General features: G+C 40.9%; 19 protein-coding genes. 9 read left to right on the forward strand and 10 right to left on the reverse strand.

Features of this window, described 5'->3' with window-relative positions; genetic code table 11:
* Positions 1 to 97 precede the first annotated feature (97 nt).
* The 3 genes from AC6JAD_RS04350 to AC6JAD_RS04360 all read left to right on the forward strand — a co-directional run bounded on the left by AC6JAD_RS04350 (position 98) and on the right by AC6JAD_RS04360 (position 3,851).
* Entirely contained in the window at positions 98 to 2,476 is a 2,379-nt protein-coding gene (locus AC6JAD_RS04350; protein WP_461302365.1) for a TonB-dependent receptor, read from the forward strand.
* Positions 2,477 to 2,486: 10 nt separating this feature from the next.
* The gene (locus AC6JAD_RS04355) at positions 2,487 to 3,053 is read left to right on the forward strand and encodes an SDR family NAD(P)-dependent oxidoreductase (RefSeq protein WP_461302364.1); all 567 of its coding nucleotides are present in this window, start codon (positions 2,487 to 2,489) and stop codon (positions 3,051 to 3,053) included.
* A gap of 249 nt (positions 3,054 to 3,302) precedes the next feature.
* Positions 3,303 to 3,851: a DUF1569 domain-containing protein gene (locus AC6JAD_RS04360; protein ID WP_461302362.1), complete on the forward strand. Its 549-nt coding sequence runs from the start codon at positions 3,303 to 3,305 to the stop codon at positions 3,849 to 3,851.
* On the opposite strand, the gene AC6JAD_RS04365 is transcribed toward AC6JAD_RS04360, so the two are convergent.
* The 9 genes from AC6JAD_RS04365 to mutY all read right to left on the reverse strand — a co-directional run bounded on the left by AC6JAD_RS04365 (position 3,852) and on the right by mutY (position 11,054).
* Positions 3,852 to 4,733 (reverse strand): hypothetical protein, encoded by an 882-nt coding sequence (locus AC6JAD_RS04365; protein WP_461302361.1) that lies wholly within the window; start codon positions 4,731 to 4,733, stop codon positions 3,852 to 3,854.
* Between the two features lie 154 nt (positions 4,734 to 4,887).
* Positions 4,888 to 5,151 carry a 50S ribosomal protein L27 gene (gene rpmA, locus AC6JAD_RS04370; RefSeq protein WP_461302360.1) on the reverse strand — a complete coding sequence of 88 codons (264 nt, stop codon included), beginning with the start codon at positions 5,149 to 5,151 and terminating at the stop codon, positions 4,888 to 4,890.
* 37 nt (positions 5,152 to 5,188) lie between these two features.
* A complete protein-coding gene (rplU, locus tag AC6JAD_RS04375; protein WP_461302359.1) occupies positions 5,189 to 5,893 on the reverse strand; it encodes a 50S ribosomal protein L21 in 705 nt (234 codons plus the stop codon).
* Between the two features lie 122 nt (positions 5,894 to 6,015).
* Entirely contained in the window at positions 6,016 to 6,453 is a 438-nt protein-coding gene (locus AC6JAD_RS04380; RefSeq protein ID WP_461302358.1) for a DUF4199 domain-containing protein, read from the reverse strand.
* A gap of 66 nt (positions 6,454 to 6,519) precedes the next feature.
* Complete coding sequence (locus AC6JAD_RS04385) at positions 6,520 to 7,422, reverse strand: DMT family transporter (protein WP_461302357.1); 903 nt, start codon at positions 7,420 to 7,422, stop codon at positions 6,520 to 6,522.
* A gap of 119 nt (positions 7,423 to 7,541) precedes the next feature.
* Positions 7,542 to 8,117, reverse strand: a complete 576-nt coding sequence (gldD, locus tag AC6JAD_RS04390) for a gliding motility lipoprotein GldD (protein WP_461302356.1) — start codon at positions 8,115 to 8,117, stop codon at positions 7,542 to 7,544.
* Between the two features lie 7 nt (positions 8,118 to 8,124).
* Positions 8,125 to 9,429, reverse strand: coding sequence for a gliding motility-associated protein GldE (locus tag AC6JAD_RS04395; protein WP_461302355.1), 1,305 nt, complete (start codon positions 9,427 to 9,429; stop codon positions 8,125 to 8,127).
* 21 nt (positions 9,430 to 9,450) lie between these two features.
* Positions 9,451 to 9,930, reverse strand: a complete 480-nt coding sequence (locus AC6JAD_RS04400) for a single-stranded DNA-binding protein (RefSeq protein ID WP_461302354.1) — start codon at positions 9,928 to 9,930, stop codon at positions 9,451 to 9,453.
* A 65-nt stretch (positions 9,931 to 9,995) separates the two neighbouring features.
* Positions 9,996 to 11,054, reverse strand: a complete 1,059-nt coding sequence (mutY, locus tag AC6JAD_RS04405) for an A/G-specific adenine glycosylase (protein WP_461302353.1) — start codon at positions 11,052 to 11,054, stop codon at positions 9,996 to 9,998.
* Positions 11,055 to 11,190: 136 nt separating this feature from the next.
* On the opposite strand from mutY, the gene AC6JAD_RS04410 reads away from it, so the two are divergent.
* Together AC6JAD_RS04410 and AC6JAD_RS04415 are read left to right on the forward strand one after the other, a co-directional pair.
* Complete coding sequence (locus AC6JAD_RS04410; protein ID WP_461302352.1) at positions 11,191 to 11,481, forward strand: HU family DNA-binding protein; 291 nt, start codon at positions 11,191 to 11,193, stop codon at positions 11,479 to 11,481.
* 330 nt (positions 11,482 to 11,811) lie between these two features.
* Complete coding sequence (locus AC6JAD_RS04415; RefSeq protein ID WP_461302351.1) at positions 11,812 to 13,356, forward strand: Rne/Rng family ribonuclease; 1,545 nt, start codon at positions 11,812 to 11,814, stop codon at positions 13,354 to 13,356.
* A gap of 82 nt (positions 13,357 to 13,438) precedes the next feature.
* Here the strand turns inward: AC6JAD_RS04415 and AC6JAD_RS04420 are convergent, their stop codons facing one another.
* On the reverse strand, positions 13,439 to 14,176 hold the full coding sequence (locus AC6JAD_RS04420) for an energy transducer TonB (protein WP_461302350.1): 738 nt from the start codon (positions 14,174 to 14,176) through the stop codon (positions 13,439 to 13,441).
* 218 nt (positions 14,177 to 14,394) lie between these two features.
* Between AC6JAD_RS04420 and AC6JAD_RS04425 the strand changes: the two genes are divergently transcribed.
* The 4 genes from AC6JAD_RS04425 to AC6JAD_RS04440 all read left to right on the forward strand — a co-directional run bounded on the left by AC6JAD_RS04425 (position 14,395) and on the right by AC6JAD_RS04440 (position 18,691).
* Complete coding sequence (locus AC6JAD_RS04425) at positions 14,395 to 14,868, forward strand: regulatory protein RecX (RefSeq protein ID WP_461302349.1); 474 nt, start codon at positions 14,395 to 14,397, stop codon at positions 14,866 to 14,868.
* A gap of 355 nt (positions 14,869 to 15,223) precedes the next feature.
* Positions 15,224 to 16,693, forward strand: coding sequence for a M43 family zinc metalloprotease (locus AC6JAD_RS04430; protein WP_461302348.1), 1,470 nt, complete (start codon positions 15,224 to 15,226; stop codon positions 16,691 to 16,693).
* A gap of 10 nt (positions 16,694 to 16,703) precedes the next feature.
* The gene (locus AC6JAD_RS04435; RefSeq protein WP_461302347.1) at positions 16,704 to 17,705 is read left to right on the forward strand and encodes a T9SS type A sorting domain-containing protein; all 1,002 of its coding nucleotides are present in this window, start codon (positions 16,704 to 16,706) and stop codon (positions 17,703 to 17,705) included.
* Positions 17,706 to 17,716: 11 nt separating this feature from the next.
* Entirely contained in the window at positions 17,717 to 18,691 is a 975-nt protein-coding gene (locus tag AC6JAD_RS04440) for a T9SS type A sorting domain-containing protein (protein WP_461302346.1), read from the forward strand.
* The last annotated feature ends 8 nt before the right edge of the window (positions 18,692 to 18,699 follow it).

Here is an 18,699-nt window from a genome sequence, read left to right on the forward strand (position 1 = left end):
CTACTACAATGCCAATTCAATACGCAATTTTACAATCCAACTAATTTCTATTGGCCCACGATACGAAGCACCGCACTTTTGGCTAAAATTCAAAAAAATGAAACACGGAATCCAACTCATTGTATTTTTAGTAAGTCTTGCCTCCTTCGCTCAAACGGGTGTGATAAAAGGTATTGTGCTCGACACGCAAAGTGAATCCCCGCTTAATGGCGCTACAGTCGAACTTCTAGGTGTAGAAGCCACAGGTGTTATTACAGATTTTGACGGCTACTTCCGACTGGAAAATGTGCCTGTTGGCCGCCAAAGTATTCGTATAAGCTATGTAGGGTTCGAAAGTATTACACTACCCAATATTGTGGTTACTACCGGAAAGGATGCTGTCGTAACAGTAAATTTAATTGAAGCCTTCGATCAATTGGATCAAGTGGTCATTACGGCTACCAATAAAGATCTATCTGTGAACAAATTAGCCACCATTTCATCCCGACAATTTAGTTTGGAGGAAGTGAACCGCTTTTCTGGTGGTCGTAGCGATGTTGGACGCTTGGCAGCTAACTTCGCTGGGGTCTCTGCTCCGGATGATAGTAGGAACGACATTGTTGTAAGAGGTAACTCGCCTACAGGGCTATTGTGGCGTTTAGAAGGCATCCCCATACCCAGTCCGAATCATTTTTCGGCTGTGGGCACCACTGGCGGCCCTGTTTCCGCATTAAACCCTAACCTCCTCAAGAACTCCGATTTTCTAACCTCGGCATTTCCATCCGAATATGGGAATGCCCTGGGCGGGGTTTTCGACCTGGGTTTTAGAAAAGGGAACAAAGACGATTACGAATTTACAGCACAAGCGGGAATTTTCACGGGAGTAGAAGCCATGGCAGAAGGACCCCTTGGAAAAAATAACGGTTCTTTCCTAATCTCCGGTCGTTATTCCTTGATCAGTCTTTTGGGCGTTGGTGCTGGAGGTACTTCTGCTACCCCCAATTACAATGATATATCCTTCAATATTGACTTTGGCAAGAGCAAGCTGGGTAATTTTTCCCTTTTTGGGATTCTAGGGTTTTCTGATATTGAATTCCTTGGCGACGATATTGATGAAAATGATTTGTTCGCTGCAGAGGATGAGAATTCGTTTTTCGAATCTGGATTTGGAGTGGTAGGACTGAAACACCAAATAAACATTTCCAAAAACTCCTATGTAAGAACTGTACTGGCAGGGTCGTATAGCGGAAGTGATTTTAAGCAAGATAGATTTATAGATAAGGATACTCCCGAAGAGCGCATACTTCGCTATACTGAGGCAGATAACCTTGAAACCAGATTTAGTGCTTCCACAATGTTCAATGCAAAATTGAATAACAAAAGTACAATTCGAACTGGGATATTGGTGGAAGCTTTCGGAATTGATGTCACACAAAAAGACCGTGAGATGCAACCCGATCTAAATAATGATGGAGATCCCGACTTATTTACTTTCTTAGATGTTGATGACAACCTCACTTTAATACAACCCTATGCACAGGGACAGTTTCGTCTTACTGAAAAGTTGACCCTAAATGCCGGACTGCACGGGCAATACAGCACCTTAAATGAGCAATTCGTAATTGAACCCCGTGCAGCTATAAACTACAAAGTTGCCCCCAAGCACCAATTGAGTTTAGGGTATGGATTACACCATCAGCCCGTCTCATTACCACTTCTCTTTCTTAATGAAAACGTAAATGGCACGTTGCAACAAACCAACACTGATTTAGATTTTGTTCGCAGCAATCACTTTGTGCTAGGATACGATACTCGATTCGCCAAAAGTTGGCGCGGAAAGTTAGAAGTATACTATCAGGGCATTGATAAAGCAGCTGTAGAGGCCTTTCCCTCTAGTTATTCTTCCTTAACCGAAGGTGCTGATTTCGATTTTGACAATGATCGTGTTTCTTTAGTCAGTGAGGGGACAGGTTTCAATCAAGGGATTGAAATCACTATTGAGAAATTCTTTAGCGGTGGTTATTATGGCCTATTGACTACCTCATTTTTTGAAAGCAAATACGAAGGTAGTGATGGCATAGAAAGAAACTCCCCTTTCAACAATGGTTATGTTGTGAATGCCTTGGCGGGAAGGGAGTTCGCCATAGGAAAAGCTAAGAAAAATGTCCTTTTCTTCGATACTCGATTTACAGTCTCCGGAGGCCGATATTATACCCCAGTAGACCTTGAAGCTTCACAAGCTGCCGGATTTGAAGTTCTTCAGGAAGACATTGCATTCAGTGAACAGTATGATGGTTATCTAAGGTGGGACGTCAAAGCAGGTATAAAAATAAATAGCAAATCGAAGAAAACGTCGCATCAAATCTATTTCGATTTTCAAAATGTGACTAATAATGAAAACGTCTTTGTTAGACGATACAATAGATTGACTAACCGCGTAGATCAAGTAGATCAAATAGGATTCTTCCCTGACTTTGGGTATAGATTCGAATTTTAAAACAAATATCATGGCGAAACATTTAGCGACGAAAGAGCAAAATAGGCTTAGGAAAAATTATGGGTCTTGGGCAATGGTTACAGGGGCAACCTCCGGCATTGGTAAGGCTCTTGCCCTACAACTTGCAGAAGCAGGGTTTAATCTCCTAATTATTTCGAGAAAAATTGATGTTCTGGAAAAAATGACCCATACATTGGAATCCGAGTTCGGGGTTCAAGCCAACTTTCTTGCAGTTGACCTTTCGCAATCGAGTTCCTATGAACAGGTAATGAAAGCCGCCACGGACTATGACATTGGTCTTGTCGTACTTAGTGCAGGTTACGGAACATCCGGTTCCTTTATCGAATCCCAATTGGAAACCGAAATAGATATGCTCCATGTAAATTGCCGTGCTGTCCTTGTTCTTTCTCATTATTTTGCCCAAAAATTCGAAGCGCAAAACAAGGGTGCCATTGTTCTATTGAGCTCAATTGTTGCCTTTCAAGGTGTTCCTAATGCCGCTCATTATGCAGCGACCAAAGCCTATGTACAAACTTTAGGCGAAGGTTTGGCAGGAGAATTAAAAAACACCCAGTAGATATTCTTGTAGCAGCTCCGGGACCAGTCGAAACTGGGTTTTCGGAAAGAGCCAATTTACAGATGAACAAGGCCTTAACTCCCGACCAAATAGCAATCCCCATATTGAAGTCTCTCGGTAAAAAGACCGTACTGTATCCAGGGAGTCTCACCAAACTGCTCCTATTCGGACTGCGAACCGTTCCTCGATGGGGGAAAGTAAAAATTATGAGTTTGGTTATGGGAGGTATGACAAAACATCAGAAAAAATATGCAAAGATTTAAAACTAGCTTATTCGCATTGGCACTATTAATCACCATCGGTGCCACGTTTGTAAATTGTAATATGGAAGTGAACGACATCGGATTTTTAGACGATTCCCTTAACAAAATTGAGGCCAATATCCTATATCAGGATTCAATCAATATAGATGTCTCGAAAGTACCAGTTGCATGGCATTTGGATCATACCCTAAAGACAATCAATGGAATTTACGATGCCATGGAAGCTTCCAATCCAGATGATTTCAATTCGAGTTTCAATATGCCGCGTGTTATGTCCCTAACCCTAAATTATATTCCACGGGGAAGGGCACAATCGCCTACAGCCGTGCTGCCCCCAGAAATAATTGAAAAGGAAGCATTGTATCGGCAATTGAAAGAAGCTAGGGAAAATGTAAAAATGGCTTTTCAATTGGATGAGCATGCCCATTTTGAACACCCTGTTTTTGGGATCATTGCTCGGGGAAATTCGCTTCGGTTCCTAGAGGTGCATACAGAGCATCACTTAAAGATCATCAGGGATATTTTAAAAGAATAATTACTGTTTCAAAAAGACCAGGGTAGCTGTTTCCCCCACATCTAAGTTAGTGACCGTCCGGGTCAGGTTATTGCTATCGGTAATGTCGAAACGAATGGTATTCTTTCCGATAATTCCGTTGGTTAGGGCCGTTATCTTTACCTCAACACGATCGCGATCCATCTTTATCCTTACTTTCCGGGAACGTCTAGTAACCCCATAATCAATGAGCACCGGAATCTCATTTATGGACAAATCGATTCTATCATTATCTGCCAATTCCTCATCATAAATTAACATAGAAAGTTCTTCGTCTTTGCTGAACACGTGCAATACTTCATTCGTGGCTACGGTGTTAATACTAACATTATTGGCCTTACTTACTAAATCCTTTTGTTTTTGCTTAATGGCCGATTGGGACTTTATCTCTCCCACAATATCAACTTTGGGACGTTCTTTCTTTTTCAGAATGGGCCCTACATTCGATAACTCTATCTGCCCGTTTATGCATAGTTCGCCATCTAAATATTTACTGTCGAACCTTCCGCGGATATGTTGCCCTTCAGTCTCATTTCTAAAAGTCCCCGTAAAATGAATATAACAGAACTTGTCCTCTACGATAGGTGATTTTGCCGTAAGTATCTGACTTTCATGAAATGTGAAAGACTTGGTTTTGTAATCTATAGTTCCCGAAATCAATGATTTGGTTTCATAGCCTCCGTCTTGATCTGTTACGGAATACCCCTCTATAACTCCGTTCTCTTCATAGAAATAGACCTTGTAAGTATATAGGGTAATATCACTTAATTTAATAACACCATCGAAAGAGTACTCTTCTTCTTGCGCCCAAAGGCCTTGAAAGAAAAGACAGCTTACAATTCCGAAAAGTATCGTTGCTCTCATTTGATGTTATAAAATCGGATTACAAGTATAAACATTATTTCGCGTAATACTGAAGGGGAAAAACCCCTTAATTGAAGAACCGTGAGCAAAAGGTGAGAAAATAAAAAAACCCCCAACCAATGGTTAGGGGTTTCTAAACTATATCTTCTCCGTTCTATGCTTCCCCGTGAGGAACAATAGAAACATAAGATTTGTCATTCTTTTTCCTGGTGAATTTCACAATACCGTCCACTTTGGCGTGCAGCGTATGGTCTTTTCCACCATATACATTCTCACCTGGGTGATGTGTATTTCCTCTTTGTCTAACGATGATGTTTCCAGCAACAGCTGCTTGACCACCAAAAATCTTAACCCCTAGGCGTTTCGATTCTGATTCGCGACCGTTCTTGGAACTACCAACTCCTTTTTTATGAGCCATCTCTTTTCGGTTTTATAAGTTATACTTTAGTGGTTGCTTACGCTTTTCCACCGTCTAATTTATCTTGCCATTCTTTAAGCTCGTCCCACTTACCATCGGCAGCCAATTGAGCTTGCTGAGGCCAAGTATCTGGCACATGGTTTCCACGAACTCCAGAAATGATTTCTGTAATGTTTTTGAGATCTGCCTTTGCCAAATCTGCAAACGTTGCAATACCAGCAGCGGTTAGTGTCTCAGCGATCTTAGGACCAATTCCTTCGATCTTCTTAAGATCATCTCCTTTAGCAGCTTTCTTAGGAGCGGCTTTTTTAGCAGGAGCTGCCTTTGGAGCTTCTGCTTTTGGAGCAGCTTTTGTTTCCTTCTTTGGCTCAGCCTTTTTAGCTTCTGCCTTAGGGGCAGCCTTCTTAGCAGGAGCTGCTTTTTTTGCTCCAGAGGCTACGATGTTTTCAATGATGATTTCAGAAAGTGATTGTCTGTGACCGTTCTTTACCCGGTATCCTTTTCTTCTTTTCTTTTTGAAAACAATAACTTTATCACCCTTTAGGTGCTTAACGACTTTTGCTCCTACTTGAGCTCCGTCTATAGCCGGGGCGCCAACAGTAACCTTGTCTCCGTCACCGATAAGAAGTACATTGTCGAAAGCGACTTTTTTACCTTCCTCCACGGCCAAACGGTTCACAAAGACTTTTTGGTCTTTTGCAACTTTAAATTGCTGCCCTGCTATCTCTACAATTGCGTACATAGCGTAAACGTTTATAATGGTTTTTTAAAAATCAAAAGCTTCTACCCTACAGCAAAAGCGGGTGCAAATATAATTGTAAAAATGAAATTGACAAAAGGATTTAGCCTTAAAAACAGTGTTTTTCAATGTTTTGGGTTCCATGACTCCTTTAACAACTGCATAAAGGCCAACGTAAGCACAAAAGTTGTAGAAAAACCCATAATAATCAAGGAAATAATAAGGATGAGGGAGCCCTTATTGAAATTAAGGTTCCAAGAATCGAGTATGGCCTCGGCAAAGCGTGTATCTATCCAGAAAATATAGCATGCCATAAAAGCAGCGAAAACAAGAGTTGCCAATCCCCCCGTAAAAAGACCCAACTGAAACCCATCCTGATACTTGAATTCTACCATACTTGCCTTATAATTCTTCAACGCAAAAAAGATACCCCCACCAATGATCACACCATTAAGTGCGCTTAACACAGGATATTTATGCAAGCCCATTAGGTTAGTTAGCAAAAAATATACAATAAGGATTACCGCAATCCCAAAGCCGTATTTGACATAGTACTTTCCCATAAGAACAAGAATTTGGTTCCCTTAAATTTCGGTAAAAATTTTCAGAAACCACTGAAATAGAGCCTATTAATTCACTCTTTTGTTGGAAAGATATACCCCGAAGAGAATAATGACTGCAGCAATTAATTGTAACCAACTAAATCGTTCCCCATCTACAACTCCCCACATGACGGCAACCAACGGCATGGTATAGGTTACGGATGAGGCAAATACCGGACTGGCAATATGCACCAGTTTGTTAAAGATCACTTTTGCCATTGCGGTTCCGAAAAGCGAGAGAATGGCCACATACCCAAATGAAATTTGCATTTGACGATCCTGCATAATTGTATCGAAGAAACCAGTATAGTACAGTATGACAAAAGCAGGCACAATAATACACAAGAAATTACCTGTTGTAATGGCAAGTGCACTCACATTGCTCAAATACTTTTTGATAATATTCACGTTAAAAGCATAGCCAATAGTCGCGATTAGAATAAGGCCTCCATACCAATGATTCCTAGTAATTCCTGAACTCTCCACTGTGCCATTATTGTGCATCCAAATCCCCGCGAGTATGAGAAGAATAGTTCCTAAAAGTCCAATGAACACGCCCCATACTTGTCTTTTGGCCACTCCAATACCAAACAAAAGTGCACCTACTATCAATGTATTTAAGGGAACAGTTGAATTAAGAATAGAGGTTACCCCACTATCTATATGGTTTTGTGCAATTGCAAACAGAAACGACGGAAAAAAAGTCCCAGTGAAGCCAGAAATAACCACCCAAATCCAATCTTTTTTGCCTATCTGCATTAGGCTACGGAAACCAACAGAGAACAGAAAAATGGAGGTAAGGACAATTCGCAAGGAACCTAGCTGAAAATCGGTTAGGCCCACAAGACCCTTCTTAATAAGTATAAAAGAGCTCCCCCAAATAATGGAAAGGACAATAAGATAAACCCACTTAAGTGTGTAGTTATTCATGGTCGATTTTCGAGGAACAAAGTTGAGGATTAATTAGAATCCTTTAACTAATTCTAATATAATTTTAACAATCCCGGATCACCTAGTTTAGATACCGAGTTATTAAAGGGGTTGCTTGCCTATTCTTCCCAAGAAATTGTTTCCATGATCCTTCTTATATCATCCCGCAAATACACTACAGCAGGGTAAATGGAATCGAAATTTGGTTTCGATTCAAAATAGAGCGATCCCGTTATAAAATGGTTGGTACTATCGGTTACATAGAACTGGGACTGTGTAGCTGCATCTCCGTTTATCATATAGAACATACCATATACCTTATTAATGGAATCCACCCTCGGCTGTTCAAAAATTTCATTGGCTTTTACCGTATGGTCATACGTTAGTTTTTGTGCATCCTGCAGCAATTTGGTGAGATTACCCTCTTTCACTGGCTGGTACGTCATATAAACAGTTGCTTTCATGCCAGGATACACCAGGTTAACACCACAGTTTCCTTTCTCAACCAGATTAGACGATTGGTTCCTCTCAAAACTATAGGGACAGTCCCCCTTAACGATACCATAGTTTGCCATATCGTACTCCAGCCGTAATTTGGATGCTGGTTTCACGATCACTTCATCTCCGCAGGCCGAAAAACACAGTAGCAATGTACTTGTTAGGATTACTCCCAGAAAAGCTCGAAAGTTCAACATCTTCTATTTATGGATTTATGGACAACTTAATTCTTTTGATTCGCTTGTTCTCGAAAGCTTCTACCGTAAACGAATAATTGTGGAAGGTTATTACCTCCTTCTTTTTTGGAAATCCTTTAGAAATCTCCAACAAGAATCCCGCTAAGGTTTCGGCCTCCCCTTTTACGGTTTCGAAAGGCTCACTATCTTCCAGTTTTATGGCTCGATAAAAGTCCTTTATTGGAGTTTTGCCCTCAAACACGTAAGTTGTGTCATCGAGCTTTGAAAATTCTAGGTCATCATCATCGAATTCATCACTAATTTCACCTACGATCTCTTCAATTATGTCTTCTAGGGAAATCAATCCGCTAGTGCCCCCATATTCATCGACCACAATTGCCAGATGCATTTTACGATCTTTGAATTCATTGAGCAAATCATCCAGCTTTTTGTTCTCTGGAACAAAATAAGGCTCCCGTTTCAGTGACACCCAATCGAATTGTTTTCTGTCTAAATGAGGAAGTAAATCCTTTACGTATAGTACTCCTGTAATATGATCTATGCTTTCCTTGAAGACAGGAATACGCGAATAGCCTTTTGCGATAATCTCTGGCATAATTTCGGTATAAGGGGATTCTTCGCTCAAAGCAAAAATATCTATCCTTGGCCGCATCACATTCTTGGTATCAGTGTTTCCAAAAGTGACAATCCCTTGTAATATTTTTTGTTCTTCTTGCGTAGTATCTTCTTCCGAAGTAAGCTCCAATGCCTGCGATAATTGATCTACACTTATATTGGATTTTCGCTTTCCAAAGCGATCCTCCATAAACAGGGTAATAGATCTCATGGGATTGCTCAATGGACTGAACAAAGTACTCAATACATTAATGGGGTATGCCATGAAGGTAGAGAAAGAAATCTTGTTTCTGCTAGCATATATTTTAGGTAGTATCTCACCAAATAAAAGTATTAAAAAGGTGACCCCTATGATCTTAAGACCAAATTTAAGATATTCATTGGCAATACTTTCAAAATAAGGTTCGAACAAGGTCGCAAATAACAATACAATGGCAATATTGATAAGGTTATTGGCAACCAAAATGGTGGCAAGCAGTTTCTTGGGTTTGGATAACAACTTCTCAACTAACTCCAGACGCCTGGAAGGTTTCCCTTCTTTAGTATCGAAATCGGCAGGGGTTAGTGAGAAAAACGCCACTTCAGCACCCGAAATAAGTGCCGAACATATAAGTAACACAAATAAGAAAACGATGCCTGTAATCTGAGGAAGGCTCAGTAAGGAAATATAAAGTAGACTAGGAGGTTCTGGATCCAATTTTGTGGATTTTGTTAAACATTAGAATGGCAAATCGTCATCCTCTTCCCCTATGGGTTCCTGAACCGGATTTGCCGGTTGCTGGGATGGTGCTGGGGCAGCGGGTTTGGCAGCTTGTACAGATCCTTGTGCAGGATTGGCTCCGCCCATCATACTACTTTCATTCTTTGGGGTAAGGAAGGTAAAATCGGTACACTGAATCTCTGTGCTGTAGCGGTCATTACCTTGTTCATCCTGCCACTTTCGGGTTTTAATCCTACCCTCTATATACACTTTATCCCCTTTTTTAAGGTACTTTTCACAGATTTCTGCTCCCTTGTTTCGCACCACGATATTATGCCACTCCGTATTATTAATTCGTTCTCCTGTGGTTCTATTGGTGTAGGTTTCGTTGGTTGCCAGAGGGAATCTACCGATACAACCTCCTCCTTCAAAATAAGTCATTTTCACTTCATCTCCCGTGTGCCCAATTAGCATGACTTTGTTCAATGTTCCGCTCATGATTTTAATATAAAAATAGGTTTATGCAAAAGTATGTTTTGTAAAAATAAATATACGTTTTTTTATCAATTGAATGCTTCAAATGCTTGGATGAAATTTCCGATGAGTATAGGTACGGGATAATTTTCAAGGTTGTTAAATTCAATGCCATTTTCCAACGTCTCAACTTCAGCAATCCAAAACCTCGTGTGCAGGTGCTTATGAGATAGTTTATGCACGATGACCTCGTGATTATATAGTGTCATGTCCTTTATCTCAAACTTTTGGAACAAGAGCTCATACCCCGACAACATCTTGAGCTCCTTAGCATCTACCATAGCTGGACTTTCTATTAAAGGGAATTGGTAAAGGTTTTGCCAAATTCCTTTCCCCTTTCGCTGCTCTAAAAATGTGGACCGACCCTTTAGGGGAATAATATAATTATAGTAGTGCGTTTTTATTTTATTCTTTCTAATTTTTACTGGCAACCCTGTCACCCTATTACTGGAATAGGCCGAACAGTTAGAACTAAAAATACAATTGGCACAATCTGGATTCTGGGGTACGCAATGACGCGCACCAAATTCCATTATCGCCTGGTTATGCGTTCCCGGCTGGGAAGTATCTATGAGCAACTGGGCGAGTTCTTTAAATTCCTTCACCCCCTGTGTACTATTTATTGGTGTATCTATTCCGAATACCCTAGAAAGGACCCTGTACACATTGCCATCTACCACTGCCGTGGGTCTATTAAAGCATATAGAGGCAATCGCACTTGCGGTATAATCCCCTACGCCTTTGAGGGAAAGTAATTCTTTATAGGTATCTGGGAAAACCCCTTGGTATTTATCCACCACCCATTTGGCCGAAAAATGCAAATTTCTGGCACGGGAATAATACCCCAAACCTTGCCATAGTTTTAGCACTTTTTCTTCGGGAGCTTCGGCCAATTGGAAAACCGTTGGAAACGTTTCGATAAAGTTTAGATAATATGGCATCCCCTGTGCCACGCGGGTCTGCTGCAGGATAATTTCGGAGAGCCAAATGTAATAGGGATCTTTGGTTTCCCGCCACGGTAGATTTCTCCCATTTTGTAAATACCACAAAATGAGTTTTTTAGCGAAAAAAGTCGTATTTTTTGGCATCTGGTAAATGTAAGTGTTATCTATTTATAATTTAACCAATTACGATTTGATTATTTGAAAGTAAAATGTTTATATTTGCCGTCTTGAAAAACGACCCAATTTGATTGCACTTATTTATTAATTTAAACTTAACAGAATGACAAAAGCAGATATCGTAGCGAGGATCTCGGAAAAATTAGGAATGGAAAAAGGAGACGTTCAAGCTACAGTTGAATCCTTTATGAACGAGGTAAAAAATTCTCTTGAAAGCGGAGACAACGTATATCTACGTGGATTTGGAAGCTTCATCATCAAGAAAAGAGCTGAAAAAACCGGAAGAAATATTTCGAAGAACACAACAATTAAAATTCCTGCACACAACATCCCTGCATTCAAACCTGCTAAAGTATTTGTGGAAGGAGTTAAGACTAACGTTGAAGTAAAGTAATAACAATACGGTCCCACAACCTTGTGGGACTTCCATAAAAAAATCAATATGCCAAGCGGTAAAAAACGAAAAAGACATAAGGTTGCAACGCACAAGCGCAAGAAAAGACGTCGCGCTAACCGCCACAAGAAGAAGTAGTTTTTAACTACTTTTTTCTTTTAGGAAACTAACTTATTAATCGTTCTTTGACAACGAAATTAAGGCCAAAAGCTTTGATTTCTACAGGTTTTACCCGGTCCGATACCATTCGGACTTTAAAATTCCTGTGATAAAATATTGTTTAATCCATTCCGGAACCCAAATATGGGTGCGGGATAAAAATCAAGCAACGTGAGCTACGAATTATTCATTAGATCCAGTTCACAAGAAGTTGATTTTGCCCTTTTAAAAGATGGAAAACTAGTCGAACTTCATAAAGAAGAGGAAGACAACAAGTTCTCTGTAGGCGACGTGTTTATCGCCAAAATACGGAAAACGGTTCCTGGACTCAACGCAGCATTTGTAAATGTTGGATATGAGAAGGATGCATTTTTGCATTACCATGATTTAGGACCTAAAGTTCTTTCTTTACTCAAGTTCGTAAAACGTGTAAGCACAGGTAAATTAAGAGATTACTCTTTAAAAAATTTCCCATTTGAGAAAGAGATTGATAAAAATGGAGGCATTAATGATGCCCTTAAAAACAATCAATCCATTCTCGTACAAATCGTAAAAGAGCCCATTTCCACAAAAGGACCACGTATTAGTTCTGAGCTTTCCATAGCCGGACGCTATATTGTATTGGTCCCTTTCTCAGATCGTGTATCTATTTCTCAAAAAATAGAAACCCGAGAAGAAAAAGACAGGCTAAAACGCTTAATTAATAGCATTAAGCCTAAAGGATTTGGCGTAATCATACGAACTGTTGCCGAGGGCAAAAAAGTAGCAGAACTGGATAGAGATTTACAAAATCTCGTAGATCGCTGGAACGCGATGTGCAAAAAGCTACGGGGAGCGCACCACCCTTCAAAGGTGTTAGGAGAGTTAAACAGAGGGGCATCCATTATTAGGGATGTTTTTAACGATTCGTTTTCTGCAATTCATATAGACGACGAAAACCTCTACGTACAAATAAAAGATTATGTGCAAGAAATTGCACCCAAAAAAGAGAATATTGTTAAGCTCTACGATTCAAGGATTCCCATTTTTGAGAAATTCGGAATCGAAAGACAAATAAAAACTTCCTTTGGTAAAACCGTCTCTGGAGCAAAAGGTGCTTATTTGGTTATAGAACACACCGAAGCACTTCATGTGATAGATGTAAATAGTGGTAACAGAAGCAATAAGTCTAAAACCCAAGAAGAAACCGCATTAGAAGTTAATATGATTGCGGCCAGCGAAGTAGCTAGACAGCTAAGGCTTCGCGATATGGGTGGAATTATTGTCATAGACTTTATCGATATGGGGAAACCCGAAAACCGAAAAGCACTTTACAACTTTCTCAGGGACGAAATGAAAGACGACAAAGCGAAGCACAAGATTCTTCCCCCAAGTAAATTTGGCTTGGTTCAAATTACGCGCCAACGGGTACGTCCCGAAGTGAACATTAAGACCCGCGAAGAAAATCCAAATAATGGAGAAGGCGGCGAAGTGGAAGCTCCGATCGTATTGGTGCAAAAAATGGAAGAGGAGTTAAAACGAATCTTCAAGAAAGACTATAAAAAGTTGACACTAAACACACATCCTTTTATAGCAGCCTTTTTAACAAAGGGCTTTCCATCTGTGCGAACCAAATGGTTCATGGAGCACAAAAAATGGGTCAAAATTTTACCTAGAGATGCTTACACATACCTCGAGTATCACTTTCATGATAAAGATGGTAACGAGATTAAATAGACCTCGGTTCTAAGTACCTTGGACTATAAAATACCAAACCCTCTGTAACGTAATGTTACAGAGGGTTTTTTTGTGATATATACTAATTACTTACTTCTACCTGAAAAAGTATAGGTAGTGCATATAAGACCCCTACTGGCTTTCCACGCTGTTTCCCTGGTATCATCTTAGGCAAAGAGCCAACCACAGCGACCGCTTCTTGTTCCAAACGTGGATGTGGTGCCCTAGCACGAACGTTAATCACTTGTCCATGACGGTCTATCTTAAACTGTACACTTATGCGTTGGCGTCCTTCCAGTCCCAATTCATTAGCCAGGTCGGTATTGAATTTCTTCTGAACGAAAGCCATTACATTATCTGCCAAGCATTTCTTTTTCTCTTCATTGGAAGGTAGCGATTCGCAGCCTGGATATATGGGTACATCCTCAATAACAGCAAAAGGCACAAAGGGGATTTCCTCCTCCTCTTCTACTTCCTCGATACTTTCAATCTCGACGATTTCTTGGTTCTGGTCAGCCTCGGAAGACTCAAAAACCGATTCCTCTACATCCTCAGTGTTTTCTACTACATTAATAATTTGTGGCATCGCTGCCATGGGCGGTGGAGGTGGCGGAGGTGGCGGCGTTACCTGTTGGGTAATAGGAACATCTAGCTCCAAATCATTTTGCACTACCTCTATGTTATCGCTTACAGTACCTCTATCCACAGACTTCCATTCCAACATTCTCCATGAAATAAATAGCATAGTCGCAAATCCGACTAGAAAGAAAACGTTGCTCCAACGACTTAGGTCGACACTTGGGTTCTTTTTTAGTTCCATAATTGTAGCATTAGTGTTTTATAGGTTTTAAGACAAAGTCCCTTCAAACTTTATGAAAAGTTACTTTCAACAAAACCAGGAAACAATGATAATTATCACCTTACCGCTATGCATATCAAATAGTTACATTATCCTTTACCCCAAACGTCCACAAGAGCAAAGAAAGAAGTCTATCCAAAGCCGGCATAGAATGTCGTAAAAGTAAATATCTTAGCTAGGTGCAAGGACAAAAGACATATACCGTAACAGAAGCCAAAAAAAGGCTGGAGCGCTATTGTGCCTATCAGGATCGATGTCATAAGGAGGTAATTGCCAAGCTAAAGGAAATGCGCATGATACAAGATGCCATAGACCTCATCGTTCATGATCTTATCACCGAAAACTATTTAAATGAAACGCGATTTGCCCAATCCTTTGCAAGGGGAAAATTTCGGGTTAAAAAATGGGGGAAGAATCGCATTGTTCGCGAATTGAAACTGCGGAACATTTCCCAATACAACATTACACTGGCACTAAAGGAAATAGAGGATTCGGAATACCTAACGAGCTTTCATGAACTTGCCGAAAAACGATGGGTGCAATTGGAAGGTGAAACATCCCAACAACGGAAAAGGAAAAAACTAGTGGATTATTTATTGTACCGTGGCTGGGAATCTTCCCTAATTTGGGAAAAGGTAGCCGAACTATCGTGAGTTTCCTTCATTTAAGCCTGAAATACACGGATTAACCTTAGAAATTTTGGGGGTTTTCCCTTACTTAACAAGCTCATTCTTACCTATCTTTAAACAAGCTTTCGGTTTATCACCGTAGGTGATTTGGTAATTAGCAGATTGATAGCAAACCAGCTTAGTATTTGGGTAAGGATGTGTTTTCACATGTTCTTACCCTTTTTTATGATTGGTAATCAAGCACATAGCCGCAAACACCAAAAATAGCAGGGCCAAACCTGCCATTTTTTAAAAAATTTCTCCTACATTTAGAGTACTTCCCTTTAATCGACGCCTCGGCGTCCCAATTTCTATTTGCGAAATTTTAAAACAATCTATTATGAAAAGATGGAATCTCTTCGTTGGGGCCATGACTATGCTTTGCATACAACTGGCGCAGGCCCAAAATGACCTATGTAACACTGTTGTGGACATAGACCCTTATTTTGAGGGTATTTTTGCCACCCAAAACCAAAACGTAACCATGGAGTCCTTTGCCACTGCAGAACCCTATGTACTTAAGATCCACTTTTGGGATGTGGCATTCGATAACGGCGATAACCCGGATGCCCTTAGCCTGGAGCAAATGCTGGGGGTGGTGGCTAACCTTAACAAGGACTTTAATGCCTTTAACATCTTTTTTAAGTTTGATGGTAAGAGCCAGGTCAATGCCAGTAATTTTAGAGTTATCAATACCGATCCAGACATGCCCACGGGCAATCCAACTCCGGGAGAATTCATAAATTATTTGGAACAGAGTTCTAATTATAAAACTGGCACCATAAATATGTATTCTATTGACGACCTTCTGTTCTCAGGAGCTTATCAGGATGATCAAAATGATGGACTCTTTGGAATTATAGTCACAGACCATTCTTTATATTCAACCACCTATCCTTCTCCCATCTTATTAACTCATGAAGTGGGGCATTTCTTTAACCTACAGCATACGTTTTATTGTGGTGCCGATGACAATTCCTGTGAGAATGTAACACGGGACCCCAATGATCCGGACTACAATGCACATAACAAGGGAGATTATATCATAGATACCTTTGCCACCCCAGAAGGGATGCAAGGGGACGTCGATTTCGACAGTAATACCTGTCTCTATACCAATACCACGGCCACCGATGAAACGGGTAGGCCCTATGCAGATTACGAACCCGAGGTAACCAATTTTATGTCTTATAGCTGGCCCTGCCAAAGCCAGTTCACCCCCGGACAAGTAGTACGGATGCGATTGCATATAGATGTATTGAACGACCATCCCACCATTACCAAAATTGAGAACCACGACATCTCCACCTTGTACGAGCCCTATGCAGGGTTTTACGCGCCCTACTTTCCCTATCTGGGCAATGAGCCTCCCCTGTTCCAGCCTGGGTTTACCTACCGCTTTGTGGCCTGCGAATGCGAATGCCCACAGCCTACGGACTATGAGGACACCAATTTTTCCTATACCAATACCAGCCTGTTGACCATCTTCCCCGACGAAACCGACTACAGCCGCATTGCACACCCCAACCATTCGGCCATTAGCATAGCAGAGGTGCCAGAAATGCTGGGCGACCCACAGACCGTACGGCGGTGTTGGGACAATTGGTTTACCCCGCCCATTATTGGCGGGACCATTACCCTGTTTAACGATGGGGTCTTTAATACCAATGTTACCATAGTCCCACAGGATTCTACCCAAATTAACAATCCTGCCTTAGTGGACGATTTAGACAGCGGACTCTATAACATTAAGAAAAACAAGGCAGACGGCACCATTGACGAAGTAAATATTTTAAAAGAAAATGAGTAACTTAGAAGAGATGAAACGAGTTCTAATGATTTTACAGCAATTAAGACTTGGCAGGAATGCTTTATGGATTTGGTGCTTTTTGGGGACTTTTGCCCCCCTAACCGCCCAAATTACCTTTATACCCGACCCCCAATTTGAAAGCCATTTAATTGCCGCAGGAATGGATACCGACGGCGAGGTGAATGGGCAGGTATTAACGGCCGATATTGCCGATGAAACCTCCCTGATCATCCTAGAAAACGGTACCCAGGATTTGACAGGGATAGAGGATTTTGCGTCCCTAGAGCTTCTCAATCTCCTAAAACTGAACATTACTAATCTTGACCTTTCCCAAAACAGCAATCTAAGGGACCTATCGCTGGATAACATTACATTGGAAAATCTTAATGTAAGTAATAATTTGAATCTACAAGAAATTTCTTTAAATCTAGACACAGCGCAATATCCAAGCGATGTATCGGAATTAGACTTAAGCAATAATAGTGACTTGGAAGACATTTTAATTAATGGAACAAAAATTAGTCATTTGAGTTTAGTCAATAATACTAATCTCTCAGAGGTCCGATTAAGCAATTTAAGTTTTATGAATTATTTAGACTTAAAAAATGGCAACAATAGTAATATCTTTTTTTTAAGGGTTCAAAGCAATCCCAATTTACAATGCGTACAGGTGGACGATCCCGCCGCCGTGATCGCGGGTACCGACACGCCCTACGACAACTGGATCATTGAGAACGACCCGCTCATTACCGACGATTGCGAACTGGGCGTAGCAGGGTTTTTGGAAAAAAACATTGGCCTTTATCCCAATCCCGTGCGAAGTGAACTATCCTTGGAAGTATTGCAGGGAATCTTCATTAAGGAAATTTCCATCTACAATGTACAAGGGTCACGGGTCCTTAGAAAGGAAGGCACTACTTCATTGGGTGTGTCTTCCCTGAGCCCGGGCGTATATTTTATGTCCATACAAACGGATAAGGGCATGGCCACCAAAAAGTTTGTGAAACTGTAACCCGATTTTTTATGGTAAATGCAAGAACGCTTTGGCAGTTCCTGATCATTGGGGTCATGGGCTTACCCTTACAGGCCCAGATCACCTTAATCCCGGATTCGGCCTTCGAGAATTTTTTGGTGGTGGCTGGTATTGATACAGATGGAGAAATAAATGGACAGGTACTAACGGCAGACATTGCCGATGAAACCTCATTGGGCATACTGTGCTTTGGTATACAGGACATGACGGGGATACAGGATTTTGAAGCACTTGAGGTACTGGATCTATGGAAAATGGATATATCGAATTTAGATTTATCTCAGAACACCAATTTAAGACGCCTTTCACTTGATGACCTAAGCCTTGATTCCCTAGACCTAACCCAGAACACTAATCTAGTTGAACTCATTCTTTCATTAAGTTCTCCCTCGGACACTTATCCGGGTAATATCTCAGAAATAGATTTGAGCCAAAATGTTCTTCTGGAAGAGGTAAGTATCGGTGATAGTTTTATTGTAATCGACCTTTCCAACAGTCCAAACCTTAGGAATGTTAATTTAGGAGATTCCGAAACCCTTACCCATGTAAACCTTAACAATGGAAACAACGGTAATATCAGTTTTTTACGAATAGAGGATGTTCCCAACTTGCAGTGCGTACAGGTAGACGATCCCGCCGCCGTGATGGCGGGTACCGACCCTCCCTACGACAACTGGATCATAGAGAACGACCCGCTCATTACCGACGATTGCGAACTGGGCGTAGCAGGGTTTTTGGGAAAAAACATTGGCCTTTATCCCAATCCCGTGCGAAGTGAACTATCCTTGGAAGTATCGCAGGGAATCTCTATTAAGGAAATTTCCATCTACAATGTACAGGGGTCCCAGGTCCTTAAAAAGGAAGGGACTTCCTCATTGGGTGTATCTTCCCTGAGCCCGGGCGTATATTTTATGTCCATACAAACAGATAAGGGCATGGCTACCAAAAAGTTTGTGAAACTGTAACCCGATAT

The sequence above is a fragment of the Aureisphaera sp. genome (genome assembly GCF_059726885.1).